19 protein-coding genes are annotated in these 18,217 nt (G+C 56.8%); 9 read left to right on the plus strand and 10 right to left on the minus strand.

Annotation, left to right across the window (positions count from 1 at the left end; all coding sequences use genetic code 11):
- Nucleotides 1-4 precede the first annotated feature (4 nt).
- Genes QOL67_RS14645 through QOL67_RS14665 form a run of 5 tightly spaced genes read left to right on the plus strand, consistent with a single transcriptional unit; the run spans nucleotide 5 to nucleotide 4,043 of the window.
- Nucleotides 5-472, plus strand: a complete 468-nt coding sequence (locus QOL67_RS14645; RefSeq protein WP_283426714.1) for an FAS1-like dehydratase domain-containing protein — start codon at nucleotides 5-7, stop codon at nucleotides 470-472.
- A gap of 12 nt (nucleotides 473-484) precedes the next feature.
- Nucleotides 485-904, plus strand: a complete 420-nt coding sequence (locus tag QOL67_RS14650) for a MaoC family dehydratase (protein WP_283426715.1) — start codon at nucleotides 485-487, stop codon at nucleotides 902-904.
- Nucleotides 905-925: 21 nt separating this feature from the next.
- On the plus strand, nucleotides 926-2,074 hold the full coding sequence (locus QOL67_RS14655; protein ID WP_283426716.1) for an acyl-CoA dehydrogenase family protein: 1,149 nt from the start codon (nucleotides 926-928) through the stop codon (nucleotides 2,072-2,074).
- Nucleotides 2,075-2,084: 10 nt separating this feature from the next.
- The gene (locus tag QOL67_RS14660) at nucleotides 2,085-2,909 is read left to right on the plus strand and encodes an SDR family NAD(P)-dependent oxidoreductase (RefSeq protein WP_283426717.1); all 825 of its coding nucleotides are present in this window, start codon (nucleotides 2,085-2,087) and stop codon (nucleotides 2,907-2,909) included.
- Nucleotides 2,910-2,966: 57 nt separating this feature from the next.
- Nucleotides 2,967-4,043, plus strand: a complete 1,077-nt coding sequence (locus QOL67_RS14665) for a CaiB/BaiF CoA transferase family protein (RefSeq protein ID WP_283426718.1) — start codon at nucleotides 2,967-2,969, stop codon at nucleotides 4,041-4,043.
- Nucleotides 4,044-4,143: 100 nt separating this feature from the next.
- On the opposite strand, the gene hemE is transcribed toward QOL67_RS14665, so the two are convergent.
- Complete coding sequence (gene hemE, locus QOL67_RS14670; RefSeq protein WP_283426719.1) at nucleotides 4,144-5,178, minus strand: uroporphyrinogen decarboxylase; 1,035 nt, start codon at nucleotides 5,176-5,178, stop codon at nucleotides 4,144-4,146.
- 199 nt (nucleotides 5,179-5,377) lie between these two features.
- Between hemE and hemC the strand changes: the two genes are divergently transcribed.
- A complete protein-coding gene (gene hemC, locus QOL67_RS14675; RefSeq protein ID WP_283426720.1) occupies nucleotides 5,378-6,337 on the plus strand; it encodes a hydroxymethylbilane synthase in 960 nt (319 codons plus the stop codon).
- 105 nt (nucleotides 6,338-6,442) lie between these two features.
- Nucleotides 6,443-7,009: a hypothetical protein gene (locus tag QOL67_RS14680; protein ID WP_283426721.1), complete on the plus strand. Its 567-nt coding sequence runs from the start codon at nucleotides 6,443-6,445 to the stop codon at nucleotides 7,007-7,009.
- A gap of 11 nt (nucleotides 7,010-7,020) precedes the next feature.
- Here QOL67_RS14680 and hemF read toward each other — a convergent pair whose 3' ends face one another.
- From hemF to clpS, 4 genes are all read right to left on the minus strand, one after another.
- Nucleotides 7,021-7,914: an oxygen-dependent coproporphyrinogen oxidase gene (gene hemF / locus QOL67_RS14685; protein ID WP_283426722.1), complete on the minus strand. Its 894-nt coding sequence runs from the start codon at nucleotides 7,912-7,914 to the stop codon at nucleotides 7,021-7,023.
- 75 nt (nucleotides 7,915-7,989) lie between these two features.
- Entirely contained in the window at nucleotides 7,990-8,790 is an 801-nt protein-coding gene (locus QOL67_RS14690; protein WP_283426723.1) for an SDR family NAD(P)-dependent oxidoreductase, read from the minus strand.
- Between the two features lie 45 nt (nucleotides 8,791-8,835).
- Entirely contained in the window at nucleotides 8,836-9,819 is a 984-nt protein-coding gene (locus QOL67_RS14695) for a class I SAM-dependent methyltransferase (protein ID WP_283426724.1), read from the minus strand.
- A 27-nt stretch (nucleotides 9,820-9,846) separates the two neighbouring features.
- Nucleotides 9,847-10,206 (minus strand): ATP-dependent Clp protease adapter ClpS, encoded by a 360-nt coding sequence (gene clpS, locus QOL67_RS14700; protein ID WP_430458956.1) that lies wholly within the window; start codon nucleotides 10,204-10,206, stop codon nucleotides 9,847-9,849.
- A 66-nt stretch (nucleotides 10,207-10,272) separates the two neighbouring features.
- On the opposite strand from clpS, the gene QOL67_RS14705 reads away from it, so the two are divergent.
- Nucleotides 10,273-10,974 (plus strand): HAD family hydrolase, encoded by a 702-nt coding sequence (locus QOL67_RS14705; RefSeq protein WP_283426725.1) that lies wholly within the window; start codon nucleotides 10,273-10,275, stop codon nucleotides 10,972-10,974.
- Between the two features lie 191 nt (nucleotides 10,975-11,165).
- Nucleotides 11,166-12,554, plus strand: a complete 1,389-nt coding sequence (locus QOL67_RS14710; RefSeq protein WP_283426726.1) for a D-alanyl-D-alanine carboxypeptidase family protein — start codon at nucleotides 11,166-11,168, stop codon at nucleotides 12,552-12,554.
- A gap of 81 nt (nucleotides 12,555-12,635) precedes the next feature.
- Here QOL67_RS14710 and ccoS read toward each other — a convergent pair whose 3' ends face one another.
- The 5 genes from ccoS to QOL67_RS14735 form a co-directional block, all read right to left on the minus strand.
- Complete coding sequence (ccoS, locus tag QOL67_RS14715) at nucleotides 12,636-12,794, minus strand: cbb3-type cytochrome oxidase assembly protein CcoS (RefSeq protein ID WP_283426727.1); 159 nt, start codon at nucleotides 12,792-12,794, stop codon at nucleotides 12,636-12,638.
- 1 nt (nucleotide 12,795) lies between these two features.
- Nucleotides 12,796-14,985: a heavy metal translocating P-type ATPase gene (locus QOL67_RS14720; RefSeq protein ID WP_283426728.1), complete on the minus strand. Its 2,190-nt coding sequence runs from the start codon at nucleotides 14,983-14,985 to the stop codon at nucleotides 12,796-12,798.
- Between the two features lie 3 nt (nucleotides 14,986-14,988).
- Nucleotides 14,989-15,450, minus strand: coding sequence for a FixH family protein (locus QOL67_RS14725; protein WP_283426729.1), 462 nt, complete (start codon nucleotides 15,448-15,450; stop codon nucleotides 14,989-14,991).
- A complete protein-coding gene (gene ccoG, locus QOL67_RS14730; protein WP_283426730.1) occupies nucleotides 15,450-16,940 on the minus strand; it encodes a cytochrome c oxidase accessory protein CcoG in 1,491 nt (496 codons plus the stop codon). Before ccoG ends, QOL67_RS14725 begins: the two co-directional genes overlap by 1 nt.
- A 66-nt stretch (nucleotides 16,941-17,006) precedes the next feature.
- The gene (locus QOL67_RS14735; protein WP_283426731.1) at nucleotides 17,007-18,002 is read right to left on the minus strand and encodes an AraC family transcriptional regulator; all 996 of its coding nucleotides are present in this window, start codon (nucleotides 18,000-18,002) and stop codon (nucleotides 17,007-17,009) included.
- Between the last annotated feature and the right edge of the window lie 215 nt (nucleotides 18,003-18,217).

Consider the following 18,217-nt stretch of genomic DNA (forward strand, 5'->3'; position numbering starts at 1 on the left):
CCAGATGGGCATCTTCAACCGATCCACCAAAGGCCATGTAACCCCGCCCATAGAGGTCACATTGGAACGCGGCGCGCTGGCGTTTTTCTCCGAGACCATTGGCGAAACCGACCCGGTCTATCTCGACCCGGAGACCGCGCAGGCCGCAGGTCATCCAGACATCCTCGCCCCCGCCACCTACGCCGTAGTGGTGGGCACATTTGCAGACCAAATCGCGCGCCGCAAAGGTTTGCCCGACATTCTGGAGCTGATCAACGGCGACCTGCGCGTATTGCTGCATGGCACCGAGGCCTACACATATCACGGCCCGATGTTTGCCGGAGATGTGGTGTCCGTGGAAAACGAGGTGACAGATTTTACAGACGCCAAAGGTGGCAAACTGGAAATCGCCCACATCACCACCCGCATCACCCACCCCACGCGCGGCCTTCTAATTGAGGCCACCCGCGGCATCATCCACCGCCTGGGCTAAGGGAGAGAGATCATGACAATCATACCAACCACTGCCCAAGTCGGCGACACCCTGCCCGAACTGACCTTTGGACCTATTTCGCGCACCACTCTGGCGCTCTACGCCGGGGCCTCCGGCGATCACAACCCAATTCACATCGATCTGGATTTTGCCCAAAACGCCGGCATGGACGACGTCTTCGCCCATGGCATGTTGTCCATGGCGCAACTCGGCCGCCTCGCCACCGACTGGGCCGGCCAAGACCGCATGCGCGCGCTCTCAACCCGCTTCACAGCGATCACCCCGGTTGGCGCCACCATCACCTGCTCCGGCACCGTTGTGGACCGCCACGAAGAGCACGGCCGCGTCCTGCTCACCGTGAAACTCGCCGCCCATATCGACGACGGCACCCAAACCCTGCGCGGCGAAGCCAAAATCTGCGGCACGCCCTAAACCCCTCAATAGGAAGACCCCATGCCCAACCACATGTGGATGAACGACGACCACATCGCCTTTGCCGACACCGTAAAACGTTTCTTTGACGAAGAGGTCACCCCCAACAAAGACACCTGGACCGAGGCCGGTGTCATCCCCAAATCGCTTTGGAAAAAGGCCGGAGAGCTTGGCATCCTCGGCGCCACCTTCCCCGAAGAACACGGTGGCCTCGGCCTGTCGCGCCACTTTGATGCGGTGACCTTCCTTGAGCAAACCAAGGCGGGCGACAGCGGTTGGGGCGTGTCTGTGCACAACATCGCCGCACATTACATCACCGCCTTTGGCACCGACGAGCAAAAGGCCCGCTGGCTACCGGGCCTCGCGTCTGGCGACAAAGTCGCGGCCATCGCCATGACCGAACCCGGCACTGGGTCCGACCTGCAGGCTGTGAAAACCACCGCCATCCGCGACGGCAACGAATACCTTATCAACGGCTCCAAAACCTTCATCACCAACGGCGGTTCCGCCGACCTGATTGTACTGGTCGCCAAAACCGACCCTTCTGCCAAAGGCCGCGGCGTCTCGCTGATCGTGGTCGAAACCGAAAACCTCGAAGGCTTTGCCGTGGGCCGCTGCCTCAAGAAAATGGGCATGAAGCGCAACGACACCGCAGAGATGTCTTTCACTGACGTGCGCGTGCCCCTCACCAACCTGATCGGCACCGAGGAAGGCCAAGGTTTCATCCAGCTCATGAAGCAACTCCCTTGGGAACGCCTGATCCTCGGTTATATGGCGCTTGGTGCCTCCCAATGCGCACTCGAGCACACGCTGGCCTATGTGAAAGAGCGCAAAGCCTTTGGCAAACGGGTGATGGATTTCCAAAACACCCGCTTCAAACTGGCCGAAGCCGCCACCAAAATCGAACTCCTGGCCTCTTTCTGTGACACCTGCCTGACCGAACTCGAAGCCGGGCAACTCACCGCCGAAAAAGCCGCCATGGTGAAATGGTGGGGCACGCAAACCCAATGTGAGATTGTCGATGAGTGCCTGCAATTACACGGCGGCTACGGCTACATGTCCGAATATCCCATTTCGGAACTCTACACCGACGCCCGCGTGCAAAAGATCTACGGCGGCACCAACGAGATCATGAAAGAAGTGATCGCCCGCTCGCTGGACATCGACTGAGGACACCCCCATGAAACTCACCGGAAAAACCGCCTACATCACCGGCGCAGGCAATGGCATTGGCCGCGCCGTCGCCCTGAAACTCGCCGCTGAAGGCGCCAACATCGTCCTGAACGACCTCGAAGAGGCTCCAGCACAAGCTGTGGTCGCTGAAATCACCACTGCGGGCGGCAATGCCATCGCCGTGGTTGGCTCCGTGACTGAGGCCGGCTTTGCTGAACGCTTCATTGGCGCAGGCGTGACAAAATGGAATGCCATCGACATCATCGTCAACAACGCGGGCTATACGTGGGACAGCCTGATCGGCCACATGACCGATGACCAGTTCGACGCCATGATGGACGTGCACGTCAAAGCCCCGTTCCAAATTCTGCGCGCCGCGTCTGGCTTCATCAAAGGCCACGCCAAACAGGAGGCTGAGGAAGGCCGCGAGGTCTTCCGCAAGGTGGTGAACATCTCGTCGATTGCGGGCACCGGGGGCAACGTCGGCCAAGCCAACTACTCCTCCGCCAAATCCGCCGTGCTGGGATTGACCAAATCGCTGGCCAAAGAATGGGGCCGCTACAAGGTCAACGTGAACTGCGTCGCCTTTGGCTATATCGAAACCCGCCTGACCGAAGCCACAGATGACAAGAAATCCATCACTGTGGACGGCAACACTGTCGGCATTGGCATCCCAACCAAAGTGGCTGGAGGTTTTGCCGCCATGGTGCCTTTAGGCCGCCCCGGCACACCTGAAGAAGCGGCTGACGGCGTCTATCTGATGTGTTGCCCCGAAAGCAATTATGTCTCTGCCCAGGTGCTCACCGTCGGCGGCGGCCTAAACGGCCTTTAAACTTACAGCTCGGACCGCAGGTCCGGGCCGCGCCCGCCCCTCGCGAAGGACTTCTCTATGCTACAAGGCATCCGCATCATCGAAATCGAAGGCCTCGGCCCCGGACCTTTTGCCGCCATGCATCTGGCTGACCTTGGTGCAGACGTGATCACCATCCATCGCAAAGGCGGCGGTGGCGGCATCACCGCAGACCAATCCGTGCTCGATCGCGGCAAACGGTCCATCGCGCTTGACCTGAAAGACCCCGATGATCTCGCAACAGCCAAAAAGCTCATCGCAACCGCCGACGCCCTCATCGAAGGCTTCCGCCCGGGCGTTATGGAACGTCTCGGCCTTGGCCCCACAAAGTGCCACGCAACCAACTCGCGCCTTGTCTATGGCCGCATGACCGGCTGGGGCCAAACCGGCCCCCGTGCGGATACAGCAGGCCACGATCTCAACTACATCGCCCAATCCGGCGCGCTCTGGTACGCATCAGAGCCCGGTTCCCCGCCGATCACCCCCGCCACTTTGGTTGGCGATATCGGCGGCGGCGCGCTCTATTTGGTGATCGGCATTCTCTCCGGCATCCTCAACGCCCAACGTACCGGTCAAGGCACCGTGGTTGATGCAGCCATTGTCGACGGCTCCGCCCATATGATGACGCTGTTGATGGCTCTGCGCCAAGCGGGAGGCCTCTCGATGGAGCGCGGCCACAGCCTGCTGGATGGTCCACATTGGTCGCGCAGCTATGTTTGCGCAGATGGCGGATATGTTTCCGTTCAGGCGCTCGAACCTCAGTTCTACGCGGCACTCCTCGACAAACTTGGCCTCGCGGACGATTCCGAGTTTGCCAAACAACACGACCGTGCATTGTGGCCAAAACTCACCGCCCGCCTAACCGACATCTTCCTACGTGAACCGCGCTTGCACTGGGACGACCTGTTTGCGGGCTCCGACGCCTGCGTTGCCGTGGTACTTTCCCCTGAAGAAAGCGCACGCGCACCGCATATGTCGGCCCGCCACGTCTGGCATCACACCGACGGCAATCTGCAAGCGGCCCCCGCCCCACGCTTTGACGGGCGAGTCGAAGCGATCAAACCTGCCCCCAAACGCGGCGAACACACCGACGACATCCTGACGGAACTCAAATAACCCGCAACGCGCGGTCGCTTAACGCAACGGAGGCGCGCCAATGGCGCACCTCCGCAAAACAGTCGTTATACAGACGTGATACCGACGTCAGAATCGATGGTTAATTGCCACGCACCGTATCAATCATCAGCTGCACATTTTCCGGATCGGCATCCGGTGTGATTCCATGGCCCAAATTGAAGATATGTGGTCCTTTGCCAAGTGCTTCGACAATCTTGCGGGTCTCATCGACCAAGTCCTGACCACCAGTAACCATATGGGAAGACTTAAGATTCCCCTGCACACAGCCCGAGGTCTGCACATTCGCCGCCGCCCAGTCCGGTGTCACACCATCATCCAACGCCACACAGTCGGCCCCAGTTTCTTCTGCAAATCCAACATAGCGCTCACCCGCACCGCGCGGAAAGGCGATGATGGGTGTATCCGGGTGGCGCTCTTTCAAGGCGGCGATGATTTTCTTTGCCGGTTCAACAGCATAGCGATCGAAATCCGCGCCTTTCAGCGAGCCTGCCCAGCTGTCAAACAGCTTCACAACTTCAGCCCCGGCCTCGATCTGTTTGGACAGATATTCCACGGTGCCTTCGGTCAGAATATCAATGATCTGGTCAAAGACTTCAGGGTTCTCATCTTTCAGCTTGTGCGCTGGTCCCTGATCCGGTGTCCCGCGTCCGGCCACCATATAGGTCGCGACAGTCCACGGCATGCCGGCAAAACCAATAAGTGTTGTTTCTTCAGGCAGTTCCCGGCTCAAAATCCGTACGGTTTCATACACCGGGTTGAGCGTTTCGTGGATCTCCGAGACAGGCTTCAGCTTGTCAAAATCCGCCTGATTTTCGATGGTCGACAGTCGTGGCCCTTCGCCGGTGACAAACCACAAATCCGCGCCAAGTGCCTGTGGCAAAAGCAAAATATCGGCAAATAGGATCGCGGCGTCAAAGCCATACCGCCGAATGGGTTGCAGGGTCACTTCCGCCGCCAACGCGCTGTTGTAGCACAAGGACAGGAAGTCACCTGCCTCGCCGCGTGTTGCGCGATATTCCGGCAGATAGCGGCCAGCCTGGCGCATCATCCAGATGGGAGGGGTGTCGAGTGTCTCGCCGGCCAAAGCCCGCAGAATTTTCTTGGTCTGTGTCATGCGTCCCTCTTAGTCCTGCCCAATTCGCCGCTCGTTGATTTGAGTCAAGGAAGCCATGCGACTTTCCGTGCCTTTTCAACCCAACTCACCCGCCCTGCCAAATTTGGCGAGGCTTCTCTACGCTAGGTCTCGCGCGCACCATCGGTTGTCAACCCTTAGGACGCTTGCCAGACCCGCCACTCAGGATTAGACCGTCGCCATGACAGTGACTTTGCCAACCCCCGCCTCCCCGCTGAAAATCGGCACCCGTGGCTCCCCGCTGGCGCTTGCGCAAGCGTTTGAAACCCGCCGTCGCTTGATGGCCGCGTTTGACTTGCCGGAAGAAGCTTTCGAAATCGTGGTGATCACCACATCCGGCGATAATGCACAGCTGATTGCCAAAGACAAACCTCTCAAAGAGGTTGGCGGTAAAGGCCTGTTCACAAAGGAAATTGAAGAGGCCATGCTGGTCGGCGGCATCGACATTGCGGTGCATTCAATGAAAGACATGCCTGTGCTGCAGCCCGAAGGTCTGTTGCTCGACACCTACCTCCCACGCGAAGACACGCGGGACGCCTTTGTCTCACCGCAGCATGCTACCTTGGCCGACCTGCCAGAGGGTGCCACCGTGGGTACTTCCAGCCTGCGCCGCCGTGCGCAGCTGTTGAATTATCGCAAAGATCTCAACGTGGTAGAGTTCCGCGGCAACGTGCAAACCCGCCTGAAAAAGCTTGAAGACAAGGTTGCAGATTGCACCTTCCTCGCCCTGGCTGGCCTCAACCGCCTCAACATGTCGCATGTGGCCTCTTCGGCCATCGCGCCCGAAGACATGCTCCCCGCCGTAGCTCAAGGCGCCATCGGCATCGAACGCCGCGCAGATGACATGACCACCGCTGCATTGCTCGAAGCCATTCACGACGGCCCCACCGGCCAACGCTTGAATGCCGAGCGCGCCTTTCTCGCTGCCCTGGACGGCTCTTGCGAAACCCCAATCGCTGGCCTCGCTGAACTCAACGGCAGCACCCTCCGCCTGCGTGGCGAAGTGCTGCGTCCGGACGGTTCTGAAAGCCTGCGTGACGATCAAACGGCCCCAATTGAAGACGGCGCAGCCCTGGGTGAAAGCATGGCAAAATATCTGCTGGAGCGTGGCGGTCCGGGATTCTTCGACTGGCGTAGCTAACAACGACTTACGGTTAATTTCCGCTTAACTGTGCCAATCTCTGCATGTTTTGGCCATGTTTTAAAGCGACTCTGATCCTATCAACAAGGATCAGAGGACCAAGCCATGCACGCATTGGGACAACTGGGCACTATCGACGATTACCATTGGGACACTTTACAGCCTCGGCTTTCAAACGCCGGTTATTGCGTTCGCGAAACCGATGGTGAGTTTCGTCACTCTTCAATAAAAGAGACGCTGTTACGCTTCATTGGCGTGGTGTTTGTACTCAGCTCATTGGTACAATGGAGCTTCCCGGACGCCAATTTTGTTGGCAACCCGATGATGTCCAAATCTTTGCTATCCATCGCCTTTGCGCTGATCGGCATGGCCGCATATCGGTTCGCCATGAAAGGCCACCGCGCCGAAATCCATTTTGATGCCAAATCTCGCACCATTGTGCTCGCCGCGTTGAACCGGCGCGATCAACAAAAAGGCGCCCGCAAACTGCCGCTCCGGGATATCACCAGTATCTATGTGCGACGCACTGATATGGCGTCCGGTAAAGCCGCCCTGCGCATCCGCCTGAAATCCGGCGGTTCAGAAATAACCGCCCTGCGCGGTGACCTGACCGAAGTTGAAGCTGTCCACGCTCTACTGTGCAGCAAAGTCCGCAAAGCGCAGAACAGCTAACCCCCGGGAAGTCACACCCATTTTGCCATTGGAGGCAGGCTCATCAACACCGCATTGGCGTCGTGGCCGGTTTCCAGACCAAACTTGGTGCCTCGATCATACACAAGGTTGTATTCCGCGTAGAGGCCGCGATGCACCAGCTGTGCGTCCTTCTCAGACTCACCAAAGGTATCAACCCGACGTTTCTCAACCAACGGCACAAAGGCTGGCAGAAAGGCTTTGCCAATATCCTGAATAAAGTCAAAATCCTCCGCCCAATCGCCGGTGTTGTGATCATCTAAAAAGATGCCCCCAACACCACGTGCGCGATTACGGTGAGGGATATAGAAATACTCGTCCGCCCAGGCTTTTAAGCGCGGGTAGCGATCTTCCCCATGAGCGTCACAATGCGCTTTTTGCACACCGTGAAAATGGGCGGTGTCCGCATCATATTCGAGACATGGGTTGAGGTCAGAGCCTCCACCAAACCACCACCCATGTGGCGTCCAAAACATGCGGGTGTTCATGTGAACAGCCGGGCAATGTGGGTTCTGCATATGCGCCACAAGACTGATGCCGCTCGCCCAAAACCGCGGGTCGTCTTTCATACCTGGTAGGCCTTTGCGCGCCGCCATCGCATTTTGTGCCCGTTCGCCCAGCTCGCCATAAACCGTAGAGACATTCACGCCGACTTTTTCAAAAACACGTCCGCCACGCATCACCGACATCAAACCGCCCCCGGCGTCTGACCCGTCGACGCTACTGCGCTTGGTTTCCGTGATTTCAAACCGGCCAGCCGCTTGGTCAGAAAAAGGACCTTCCGAATGGCTGTTTTCCAAACCTTCAAAGGCGGCCACAATCTGATCCCGCAATTCCCGGAACCACGCACTAGCCTGCTGCTTTTCGGTGTCCATCTGATCCGACATTTCCGCCCCTCTGCTTTGCTCCGCACTGCCTACCATTGGCAAGGAACAGACGCCAGCAGCAGACCCTCGCGTAAATTAATGCGCGGGCGTGCTCACTGTGTCCAAAAGCGAGCGACCGCCATCAACGGTCACAATCTGCCCTGTCATAAAGCCTGCCGCCTCAGACGCTAAAAACTGAACGGCATCGGCTACCTCACCCGGGGCTGCAATCCGCCCTAACGGCGTATGCTGCTCAATTTCATTGCGGCAATCGCGGTTGTCTTTCAGCGCATTTTGCAGACTTGCCGACATAACAGAGCCAATGGCCACCGCATTCACCCGTATACGCTCCGGCGCCAACGCCACAGCCATGGCGCGTGTCATTTGGTCCAACGCGGCCGTAGCAATCGAATACCCCAGCAAATCTGGTTGAGACCGCTGCGCCGCAATCGAACTGAGATTCACAATTGCCCCTGCGGAGCCTTCATCGCGTCCCTCGGACTGCTTAATCATGCGTTTGGCCACGATTTGGCTCAACCGCAGTGAGGTCATTAGGTTTTGTTGGATCATCAAGTCCACAGAGGTGTCATCTGGATCTAATGGATCGCTGGTGGCCACTTGCCGACAGCCATTGATCAAAATGTCAATATCATCGAAGGCATCAATCGTGGCGGAGATCAGGTTGTTGATCGTGAGCTTTTCACGCAGGTCGCCAGCGAAATACCGCACATTGCCCTCTTCAGGGCGCTCTCCAAATTCAGCGCACAGGCTCTTTTCATCCACATCCGCAAACATGACATTGGCGCCATGATCGGCAAAATGCCGCCCCACAGCCAGGCCGATGCCGTTGGCAGAGCCGGTGATAATGGCGGTTTTACCCGCGATATTAAAAGACATCTACGATCCCCATCACACTGTCCGTGAGCCTACACCAGCTCTGTGTCACCCTCTGGTCCGCGTCGGGCGCTGTGCATGCAATACCTTAAAACGCGTGTCCCCGGCAACGGCCTCGACCGCTTGGAACGCATCCTGAAGCGTGGCCTCATAAGGGAGGTGCCGGTTGGCAACCATCCAAAGATGCCCAGAAGGAGCCAACATCTTTGCTGCCGCTCGAATAAAACTCTCGCCTAAAGCAGGCTCCGCCTTCCGGCCGGTGTGAAACGGCGGATTCATCACAACCGTGTCCACACGGTGGCCCGGCTTGAAGTTGGTGGCATCCGCCCAATGAAATTGTGCACGCGGATCGGTCAGGTTTTCCTTGGCACATTCCAGCGCCGCATGATCGGCCTCGACCAAATGCAGTACATCAAAAGCCTGACGCGCTGCCATCTCACAAGAAAGGTAGCCCCACCCTGCCCCAAGATCTGCAACAACCCGTCCGAGCTTTGGTGGCAACGCCTCAACCAGCATTTTGGACGCCGGATCGATACCATCGGCACTAAACACTCCTGGACGCGTTACAAATCGGCCTTCAACTTTGCTTGGCGCTCCAGCCCGCCAGTCATCAAATGCACCGCCCTCAAACCAAAACAGGCGCCCATGAGATTTGGCAAAACTGCCCAAAACATCGGCTCGTTTTCGGCACTCTTTGTAAAGTCCATCAATGCCGTCGGTTTTCTGCCCATCCACAATGACAAGGTCTGCACACTTAGCAGCCCGCGCAATCAAGTCCCTTGCCAATGCCTTGGCACGCGGCAGCACCACAACGGCGGCCGCGTAGCGACCCTCTTCAGCAACGTCAGCGTCATAGCCGGCGCTAGAGAAGGCATCAAAATCAGGCTTCAGATGCTGCACTACATGCACCCGCGCGCGCGGCAATGCGCTCATGTCAAAGCCAACTCGCGGGCCGAACACAGCAATCCGTCCTTCAGACGGCAACAACAGGCCGTAGTCGTCTACGGCCAATGACAATCGGGAATGGGACATTTTATGCGGTGAACCGGGCAACCCCGGTCACTCCTTCTCCATCGTACACTGCAAGGGATGTTGATGGCGTTGCGCCAAATCCATCACCTGAGTGACCTTGGTTTCTGCAATTTCGTGACTGAACACACCAACAACCGCCACGCCTTTTTTGTGAACCGTCAGCATGATCTCAAACGCTTGCGCATGGGTCATCGAGAAGAACCGCTCCAACACAAGCACCACAAACTCCATCGGTGTGTAGTCGTCATTGAGCAGCATCACCTTGTAAAGCGGCGGCTTTTTGGTGCGGGTGCGAGTCTCTAGCGCGATCCCCAGATCGCCGCCGTCATCATCACCCATGCTCATGTTCATCGTCTGCAATGGCATATTCACAAGAATCCGGTTCATGGTTTGGTGTTTATATAGCCTGAAGTTGGTCATAGAAAAGAGGTCAGGAACAATCGGACCTTTTTCATGACCAAGACCCTCACAACTGTCGCCTTTGATGCAGATGATACGCTGTGGCACACCGAACGGTTTTTCCGCCTGACCCAAGCCAAATTTGCGGAGCTTCTATCGGACTTCACGGAGCCCGCCCACCTCGAAAAGCGCCTATTGGCCGCGGAACGGCGGAACGTTGGCCACTACGGCTTTGGCACCAAGGGGTTTGTGCTATCGATGATCGAAACGGCCATCGAAGTCACCGAAGAACGGGTCCCGGCGTCAGTGATTTCTGAGTTGATGGCCTGCGGCCGAGAGATGTTGCAACACCCAATTGAACTGCTCCCACATGCCAAAGAAGTTGTTGAAACTCTTTCCAAAACCCACCGACTTCTCCTCATCACAAAGGGAGATCTGCTCGACCAAGAACGCAAGGTTGCTCAATCTGGTTTGGGAGAATTGTTTGAGTGGGTCGAGATCGTGAGCCACAAAACATCCGACACTTATATGCGGGCCTTCAACAGTTACGCGGATGGCCCGGACCGCGCCCTTATGGTGGGCGACTCAATGAAGTCCGACATTGTGCCGTCCTTGTCCGTTGGCAGCTGGGCCGCACATGTTCCCAATGGCCCTGCCTGGGCTCTAGAGCAGGCAGAAGCCCCAAATAATAACCCTCGATTTGTGGCGCTTTCGTCACTGTCTGAAGTTTTGCCACTGGTTGAAGACGTTGGTTAAGCCCGCCCAAAGGCAGGTCTAGCGGCGCAGCCCCTGCCAGCCACAACATCTACGCCCCCACCTGAACATACCCTCACAAAACGCCGGAAACACAAGCTTTATTCGTTTCCATCCCTGTGTTACGCTCGCTGTAATAATAATTGGTCAGACCGGAAAATCGGCGGCCTGAGGCAGAAAAAAGAGCAGTTCACATGAAGGTGCGGCGCATTCAGCCGGCCCGTTTCGGGCTATTTTTGGCAACACTGGCATTCTGTGCCCTGTTGACCCCAGTGGTGTCCTTTGCGGCGCCTTATGCAGCAATGGTAATTGATGCGCGGGACGGAAAAGTCCTGCACAGCCGTAACGCCGATACGCGGCTACACCCTGCGTCATTGACCAAGATGATGACCCTCTACATTGCCATGGAAGCGGTGGAGAATGGCGAGATCAGCCTGGACACAAAGGTGAAGATTTCCAAAAATGCGGCGGCCGAACCGCCTTCCAAGCTTGGCTTGCAGGCAGGGCAACGGATTGCGCTGCGCTATCTCATCCGTGCGGCAGCGGTGAAATCCGCAAACGATGCCGCCACCGCCATTGGTGAGGCCATCGAAGGGTCCGAGGCTGCCTTTGCCCGTCGCATGAACCGCACAGCAAAAGCGCTTGGTATGTCCAACACCACGTTCAAAAACATGCATGGTTTGACCCAAAGCGGCCACATGTCCACAGCACGAGACATGACCACTCTGGGGCGCCACGTGCTTTATGATTATCCGGACTACTACAACCTCTTCTCCCGCCGTTCCACCAGCGCGGGCATCAAGACCGTCAACAACACCAACCGCCGCTTGCTGGCCGCCTACAAGGGTGCCGACGGTATCAAAACCGGCTACACCCGCGCGGCAGGTTTCAATCTCGTGGCATCTGCCGAACGTGGCAACAAACGTGTGATTGCCACTGTGTTTGGTGGCCGTTCCACGGCAACTCGAAACGCCAAAGTGGCGGAACTTCTCGATCTTGGATTCAACCGCTCCGCCAACAGAGTTGCAATGCGCAAGCCCGGACTGCCTGCCTATCAGGGGAAAACAGCGCCGGTTGGCAAAACCATCCGTGTGGCCACCGCAGTCAAAAAGTCCCTGCGCCCGGTGTTACGTCCAACCACTGCTGGCGAAGCGCAGCCTTCGGTTGTCGCCGCAGCAGCCATGTCTGAAGACTCTGTTGTGGCTGCGGCCACGGTCATCGAGCACGACATTCAATCCGCACTATTGCAGGCGCAAGACAACACCGGTGTGACGCTTGTGAGCCTGAAAGAAGAACCCACACCACCTCCACAGCCTAAGGTCGTGACCCGGATTTCCACGGCCGGTGGTCGCCATTGGGGCATCAATGTAGGGCGCTACAACAGCCGCTTCGCGGCAGAAAAGATGCTCCTCAAGACGGCTCTTGCCGAAATGGCCACCTTGGACGGCAGCCTGCGCAAAGTTGTGAAGAATTCCCGCGGCTTTGAAGCCAATTTTCTGGGTATGAGCAAAGAAACCGCAGATCTCGCCTGCCGCCGGCTTCAGGCTCGTCAGGTCACCTGCTACACACTTGGGCCCGGATAAGCTGGTACCAAATTCACACAATGAAAAGACCGTCGCAGCACCCTGCGACGATCTTTTCATTTGAAACAGGATGAGCGGTGCTCACATCTTGGGTTTGTCGTCATACTGCCCAGACAGAATACGCTGCGCATCCCCTTCCGGATCATCATATTGGTCTGACCGAACTGTGTAGATGAACGCCACCAAGCCAATCCCCCCTAAGAATAAGGAGATGGGAATCAGATAAGACAGAATTTGCATGTCATCCTCTCAAGCGCAGAGCGTTTAGAGACACTGTAATCGAAGACGTGGACATCGCCAACGCAGCAATCAACGGCGTTGCCAAACCGGCCACAGCCAAAGGCACGGCAATTATGTTGTAAACCGTCGCAATTCGAAAGTTTTCCCGGATACGTTTGATTGCGCTCTTGGCGGTATCAACAGCCTCGGGAATCGGTGAAAGGTCACCGCCCAGCAAAACAATGTCAGACGCCACACGGGCCGCGTCTAAAGCGGACGCTGGAGACATGGAGACATGCGCAGACGCCAAAGCAGCTGTGTCATTCAAACCATCCCCCACCATCAGCACGTGACGGCCTTCCTCAGCCAAAATCTGAACCCGCTTGGCTTTGTCCTCCGGTAGCGCTTCAGCCACCCATTTGGCAATTCCTAGCCGGTCGGCAAGGTTTTCAACAGCGCCAGTGGTGTCCCCGGACATCAAAATCACTTCTTTGCCCGCGACCTGCAGCGCCTTCACACTGCTCTCCGCACCATCTCGAAGGGCGTCCGCAAACAAGAACCCACGTGGCGCGTGATCTCCAATGCTCAGAAATGCAGAGGTCTGATTGCCGGCAGTCGCGCCAACCCAAGTTGGTCGCCCTAGCCGCACCAATTGGTCAGCGATTTTGCCTTGCGTGCCATAACCCGGCACCTCTTCAATATCGCTTACGCGTGCCGGACGAATGTCTGCTGCCTGCGCGGCCTTGGTAATGGCCACACTCAGTGGATGCGCTGACGCCATAGCCAGAGCCAGTGCAACGGACAGGTCGTGTTCTTCAAAATCCTTCAGATTGGTCAGTTCCGGGGCGCCAGCAGTCAGCGTACCGGTCTTGTCAAACACAACCGTATCGACCTCCGCCAATCGCTCCAGCGCTGTGCTGTGCTTGATCAACATGCCTTTGCGGAACAACCGTCCCGACGCCGCTGTGGTCACCGCCGGCACGGCCAGACCTAACGCACATGGACAGGTGATAATCAGCACCGCCGCAGCAATATTGAGAGCGGTTCGCATGTCAAAGGTAAACAGATACCAGCCAAGAAAGCTCAGCGCAGACAGGATATGCACTCCCGGCGCATAGAGCTTTGCAGCCTTATCGGCCAGCGATGTATAGTTTGACCGTCCAGATTCCGCCACAGCCACCAAATCAGCCATCCGATGCAGGCTGGTTTGCTCGCCAACCGCACTTGCGCGAACCACAAGCGGCCCGGTCAAGTTCACTTCGCCCGCACTCACCACTTGGCCCGGCTCAGCAAAAACCGGTAACGTTTCCCCTGTCAGAAGAGAACGATCCAGCTCCGAGCATCCCTCAACAATCTCACCATCCACCGGCATCCGGCCTCCTGGCTTCACCCGGATGAGGTCACCAACGGCCAGTTCTTTCACCGCAACAGCTTCGTCCTGCCCGTCCACAACACGCACTGCACGTGGGACTTCCAGCGCCGCAAGTTCTTCTGCCGCCGACCGTGCCACAGCCCGCGTGCGGTGATCCAGATAGCGCCCCGCCAACAAAAAGAACACCAAGGTCAACGCTGCGTCAAAATAGGCGTGCTCGCCAGACAGAGTTGTCTCCCAAAGCGAGGTTGCCACCGCTAGAACAATCGCCAGCACAATCGGCACGTCCATGTTGAGCCGTTTATGCTTCAACGCGCTCCAGGCATGCACGAAGAATGGTTTGCCCGAAAACGCGATGGTTGGCAGCGCAATGGCGGCAGAAATCCAATGGAACATGTCCCGCGTGGCGGCCTCTGCCCCGGACCATACCGACACCGACAGTAGCATCACATTCATTGAGGCAAAACCCGCGACAGCCAAACGCATCAACAGGTCACGGCCGGCCTTGTCGTTTTGCGTGGCACTCAATGTACCAGCGTCGAGCTCATGCGCCTCATAACCCACCTTATCCAGAACCGCGGCCAAATCCTCGGCCGTGACCTCAGCCCCCGCCTCTACTGATGCGCGCTTCAACGTCAGATTCACCCGCGCAGAATGCACACCGGGATGCGCCGCCAAAGCCGCCTCAACGGTTGAGATACACGCAGCGCAATGAACTGTGGGCACCGATAAGGCGATGCGCGCGTCTTCTTGAATAGCCTGCTCCGCAAGAGCCTCCGCGGCTGGAGCGGCATCACAGGCCGGACAGGCCGAGATATTTGGACGCATCGCCGCAGTCATCGCCTAGCTATTCTCCACACGCAGGACCACACGCTGCTCAAATGGCGTGCCGTCCAACGCAGTTGCGGTCATCCGAATGTTCCAATTGCCCGGTGCCAGTTGTTCGCGCGCCACATAAGCTTTGCCATCAAATTGGAAGTCGGGTGTGCGGTCATCCTGCACATGGGTCGCCCGTCCCAGAACCGCGTCGAGGTTGGACACCTGCACCGGTGCGCCAGCTTCATCCGTAATCGACAGGATCAACAGCCCACCTTTGGCATGCGCGCTGACCTCCCAACCCAATGCTTCCTGCGCGTTGCGGCGCTCATCAAAGCTCTGGCTGGCGACGTAAGAGTTTTTCACTTCCAGACCAGGAAAGGTCGCAACAGCGTTCCATGCCAGCAAGAGGTTCACGGCAATGATAACGCCGAAAGCCCCCACGAACACCATCAGGAAGTGTTTGCCGGTGAATTTTTTCTCAGCCATCACTGGCCCTTTCCATTAAATACAGTGTCTTTGTGCACACGATCACCATTACCTGTGTCTTCAAACCAGAACCGGAAGTCGGTCAGACTGCCATTGGCGGGCTCCGATCCAGCAGGGGCAATCACGTAAACACGTTGATTTTTCATTTGGTCCGCCGGTACATTTACGGCCTCATAAGGAGTGCCTTCAAGCTGCACCCGCAGATCTGGCTCGCCTTTCAGCGATATCCGGAACATACGGTCTTCACCATGTTTGTTGCGCAGCCGTACCTCGTAGGTGTTGCGGATTGAGCCGTCAGACAGCGTCACAAAGGTTGGGTTCCGCACTGGCGCAACCGTTGCTTCAATGTCGGACCGCATAAACAGAGCCACAACAAGCCCAACACCAACCAATGACCACAGAGAGGTGTACATGATCGTGCGCGGACGAAAGACGTGTTTCCAAACACTCTTTGGCGGGTTGCCTTCACGTTCGCGATCTTCATCCGAAAATGCCAGATAATCAATCAAGCCACGTGGTTTTCCAACTTTCTCCATCATCTCATCACAGGCATCAATACACAGTGCACAGGTGATACACTCCATCTGTTGCCCATCGCGAATGTCGATACCAACAGGACAAACGTTCACACAAGCCATACAGTCGATACAGTCACCAAGATCGCTGTCTTCGGTTCGCTTGCCTTTTCCGCGTGGCTCACCGCGCCACTCGCGATAGCCAACGGTCAACGTGTCCTCATCCATCATCGCAGCCTGAATGCGCGGCCAGGGGCAGGCGTAAATGCAAATCTGCTCCCGTGCGAAGCCACCAAAGAAGAAGGTGGTGAAGGTCAACACCGCAATTGTGGTGTAGGCAACGGGATGTGCGTTACCCGTCACAATATCCACGGCCAAAGTTGGTGCATCGGCAAAGTAAAACACCCAAGCTCCGCCGGTTGCCATCGCTATCAGAAGCCACGTCACCCACTTGGTAAGCCGTAGGCGCACCTTGCGGACATCCAGTTTCTTCTGGCGATGCAGACGCAGGCGGGCATTGCGGTCGCCTTCGATCCAGCGCTCCACCAAAATGAACAAGTCTGTCCAAACTGTTTGCGGGCAGGCATAGCCGCACCACACGCGGCCCAAGGCGGAGGTGAACAGAAACAGCCCAAGTCCGGCCATGATCAACAGACCTGCCACAAAGTAAAACTCGTGTGGCCAAATCTCGATCATGAAAAAGAAGAAGCGACGGTTCGCTATGTCGATCAGCACAGCCTGGTCCGGCAGGCTTGAGCCTCGATCCCAGCGCAACAGCGGCGTCAGGTAATAGATACCCAACGTGATCGCCATAATTATCCATTTAAGATTGCGAAACGGCCCGTAAACGCGTTTCGGAAAAATTGGCTCGCGTGCCTCGTACAGGGACGGTGCAGGACTTTTGCTCACGGAATCACTCGCATGTTGGATGAGGAGATTTCTCGATCTTTTCCCAACGATTGGACGCCAGAACATTGACCTGTGTCAAATCTCACATTTGTGACTCACCTTTTATACCCTGTGGTTGAGAACCTCCCTGCGTCAGAGTAGCTCTGTGCGCATTTGCGCAGGGGTGCGTCCGGTCCAGTTTTGGAAGGCCCGATAAAACGAATTGGGATCTCGATAGGCCAGCAAATATGAGATTTCCTCAACGCTCATATCCCCTTGCCGCAAATAATGCAGTGACAGATCAGACCGTGTTTCATCTAAAACTGACTGGAATGTCTGCCCTTCGTTGCGTAGGTGGCGCTGGAGGCTTCGCCGACTTGTCACAAGCCGGTCACTGACGGCATCCACTGTCGCTTGACCGGCGGGCAACAGCTCCAAAAGCGCATTGCGAACCCGCACCGCCATCGACAGATTGCGGCGGCGTTCAGCCAACTGTCGCGTTAACTCCCGCTCAAAACCAGCCCAAAGCTGCGGGTTCTCCGAGATCAAGGGGCGATAGGCGTCTTCGCGTGTCAACGTCAGTCGCGGTCTCGGCGCAATCACTGCCTTGCGCCCATAGTGACGATCAAAAACGGCCTGATCTTCCATAAATTCTGGAACCCCAACTTCCACCGGCAGAAAATCCACCCCGGTAAAGGCGCGGCACATCTCCAGAAAATACACCATTTCAAACGCTGCCATACATTTTGGCACATCCAAATTTGGTTCGGCGACATCAATCTCAAGAACGAGGTTCGCCTCTGTTTCGGAAACCAACAGTTTGATGGGTGCCACCAAAGGTTTGAACACCGCCTTGCGTCTCAATCCAGTGGCGATGTTTGGGCTGCAAGAAAATGCAAATGCCGCCGGGATAAATGGGCCCCGCGCCATGGCTTTGGCCATTTCAACCACCACTTTTGGGTTGTCAATTTCATCCGAAATTGCCTCCCAAAGCGTAAAAAATTGCTGTGCCGTCACACCGCGCGTGTCGACCTCGAACAAATCCGTTGGCATTCCTGCGCGGCGCAATACACGTTCCGGCGACACACCAACGGACCGCATAAGGCCAGCCGTTGATTTGTGAATCGGATACCGGACCTGTTTGTGCATTTTTGTCTCCCTTTTTCGAGACAAACATAAGAGAGCTGGCGCGGTTCGCCAACCATCTGGCACAATCTGCAAGAATTTAGGGAAGTAGTGGGGGCCGATCTCTCCAGGAAACGCGCGAACAGGACGGAAAGATCGACACCCAATGGACAGCTCCGGTTGCGGCGTGCTGCCCTTGAAACCGTTCTACCAAAGCAAATCACACAAAAACTTGATCT

This window comes from Shimia sagamensis, from assembly GCF_900182745.1.
In the GTDB taxonomy this organism is placed as follows: Bacteria; Pseudomonadota; Alphaproteobacteria; order Rhodobacterales; family Rhodobacteraceae; genus Shimia; species Shimia sagamensis.

What these genes read in the sequence shown, in the direction of transcription:
- QOL67_RS14645 (WP_283426714.1), top strand. Translation starts at nt 5, where the DNA reads ATGGGCATCTTCAACCGATCCACCAAAGGCCATGTAACCCCGCCCATA.
- QOL67_RS14650 (WP_283426715.1), top strand. Translation starts at nt 485, where the DNA reads ATGACAATCATACCAACCACTGCCCAAGTCGGCGACACCCTGCCCGAA.
- QOL67_RS14655 (WP_283426716.1), top strand. Translation starts at nt 926, where the DNA reads ATGCCCAACCACATGTGGATGAACGACGACCACATCGCCTTTGCCGAC.
- QOL67_RS14660 (WP_283426717.1), top strand. Translation starts at nt 2,085, where the DNA reads ATGAAACTCACCGGAAAAACCGCCTACATCACCGGCGCAGGCAATGGC.
- QOL67_RS14665 (WP_283426718.1), top strand. Translation starts at nt 2,967, where the DNA reads ATGCTACAAGGCATCCGCATCATCGAAATCGAAGGCCTCGGCCCCGGA.
- hemE (WP_283426719.1), bottom strand. Translation starts at nt 5,178, where the DNA reads ATGACACAGACCAAGAAAATTCTGCGGGCTTTGGCCGGCGAGACACTC.
- hemC (WP_283426720.1), top strand. Translation starts at nt 5,378, where the DNA reads ATGACAGTGACTTTGCCAACCCCCGCCTCCCCGCTGAAAATCGGCACC.
- QOL67_RS14680 (WP_283426721.1), top strand. Translation starts at nt 6,443, where the DNA reads ATGCACGCATTGGGACAACTGGGCACTATCGACGATTACCATTGGGAC.
- hemF (WP_283426722.1), bottom strand. Translation starts at nt 7,914, where the DNA reads ATGTCGGATCAGATGGACACCGAAAAGCAGCAGGCTAGTGCGTGGTTC.
- QOL67_RS14690 (WP_283426723.1), bottom strand. Translation starts at nt 8,790, where the DNA reads ATGTCTTTTAATATCGCGGGTAAAACCGCCATTATCACCGGCTCTGCC.
- QOL67_RS14695 (WP_283426724.1), bottom strand. Translation starts at nt 9,819, where the DNA reads ATGTCCCATTCCCGATTGTCATTGGCCGTAGACGACTACGGCCTGTTG.
- clpS (WP_430458956.1), bottom strand. Translation starts at nt 10,206, where the DNA reads ATGAACCGGATTCTTGTGAATATGCCATTGCAGACGATGAACATGAGC.
- QOL67_RS14705 (WP_283426725.1), top strand. Translation starts at nt 10,273, where the DNA reads ATGACCAAGACCCTCACAACTGTCGCCTTTGATGCAGATGATACGCTG.
- QOL67_RS14710 (WP_283426726.1), top strand. Translation starts at nt 11,166, where the DNA reads ATGAAGGTGCGGCGCATTCAGCCGGCCCGTTTCGGGCTATTTTTGGCA.
- ccoS (WP_283426727.1), bottom strand. Translation starts at nt 12,794, where the DNA reads ATGCAAATTCTGTCTTATCTGATTCCCATCTCCTTATTCTTAGGGGGG.
- QOL67_RS14720 (WP_283426728.1), bottom strand. Translation starts at nt 14,985, where the DNA reads ATGACTGCGGCGATGCGTCCAAATATCTCGGCCTGTCCGGCCTGTGAT.
- QOL67_RS14725 (WP_283426729.1), bottom strand. Translation starts at nt 15,450, where the DNA reads ATGGCTGAGAAAAAATTCACCGGCAAACACTTCCTGATGGTGTTCGTG.
- ccoG (WP_283426730.1), bottom strand. Translation starts at nt 16,940, where the DNA reads ATGTTCTGGCGTCCAATCGTTGGGAAAAGATCGAGAAATCTCCTCATC.
- QOL67_RS14735 (WP_283426731.1), bottom strand. Translation starts at nt 18,002, where the DNA reads ATGCACAAACAGGTCCGGTATCCGATTCACAAATCAACGGCTGGCCTT.